This window comes from Nitratidesulfovibrio liaohensis (assembly GCF_011682075.1).
In the GTDB taxonomy this organism is placed as follows: domain Bacteria; phylum Desulfobacterota; class Desulfovibrionia; order Desulfovibrionales; family Desulfovibrionaceae; genus Cupidesulfovibrio; species Cupidesulfovibrio liaohensis.
In genome coordinates, this window is record NZ_VSMK01000742.1 from 1 (window position 1) to 658 (window position 658).

The following is a 658-nucleotide window of genomic DNA, read 5'->3' on the forward strand; positions in this document are numbered from 1 at the left end:
GTGCAAGCGCTGGCGGGCGAGGCCCTGCGCGACCCCGTGACCGTCAGCGTGGACGCGCAGGCCCCGGCGGCCACGGTGGACCACGCCCTGTACCCGGTACCCGCCCACCTCAAGACCCCGTTGCTGAAGGCCATGCTGCGCGCCCGGCTGCTGCCCGGCGTGGCGGCGCATGCTGGCGCGACCCATGCGCCCGAATTTCCGGAAGGCATTGGCGGCGTTGCTGATGGAATTGACGACGCCCCCGACACTGGCGACGATGCCGTTTTCCACGGGGACATGGGCGGCGGCCATCCGCCCCTGCACGCCACCGAGGATGAACCCCTGGCCGGTGCGGTGCTGGTGTTCGTGCGCACCCGGCACGGGGCGCGCCGCCTGTGGCAGCAATTGGCCTCCACAGGACTGCGCGTGGGGTGCCTGCAAGGCAAGCTTTCGCAGCGGCGGCGCCAGGCAACCCTGGACGGGTTTCGCACCGGGCGCTACGCCGTGCTGGTGGCCACGGACGTGGCCGCGCGCGGACTGGACATTTCGCGGGTGACCCACGTGGTGAACTACGACGTGCCCGCCACGGCGGACGCCTACATCCACCGCATCGGTCGCACCGGTCGCGCCGCCCGCGCGGGCACGGCCATGACCCTGGTGGCCCCCGGCGACGAGGCGG

The 658-nt window shown here is 72.9% G+C and carries 1 protein-coding gene; it reads left to right on the forward strand.

Annotated elements, in window-relative coordinates:
* Nucleotides 1–658, forward strand: a 658-nt coding sequence (locus FVW27_RS21080; protein ID WP_243838571.1) for a helicase-related protein, incomplete at both ends; no start/stop codon positions are given.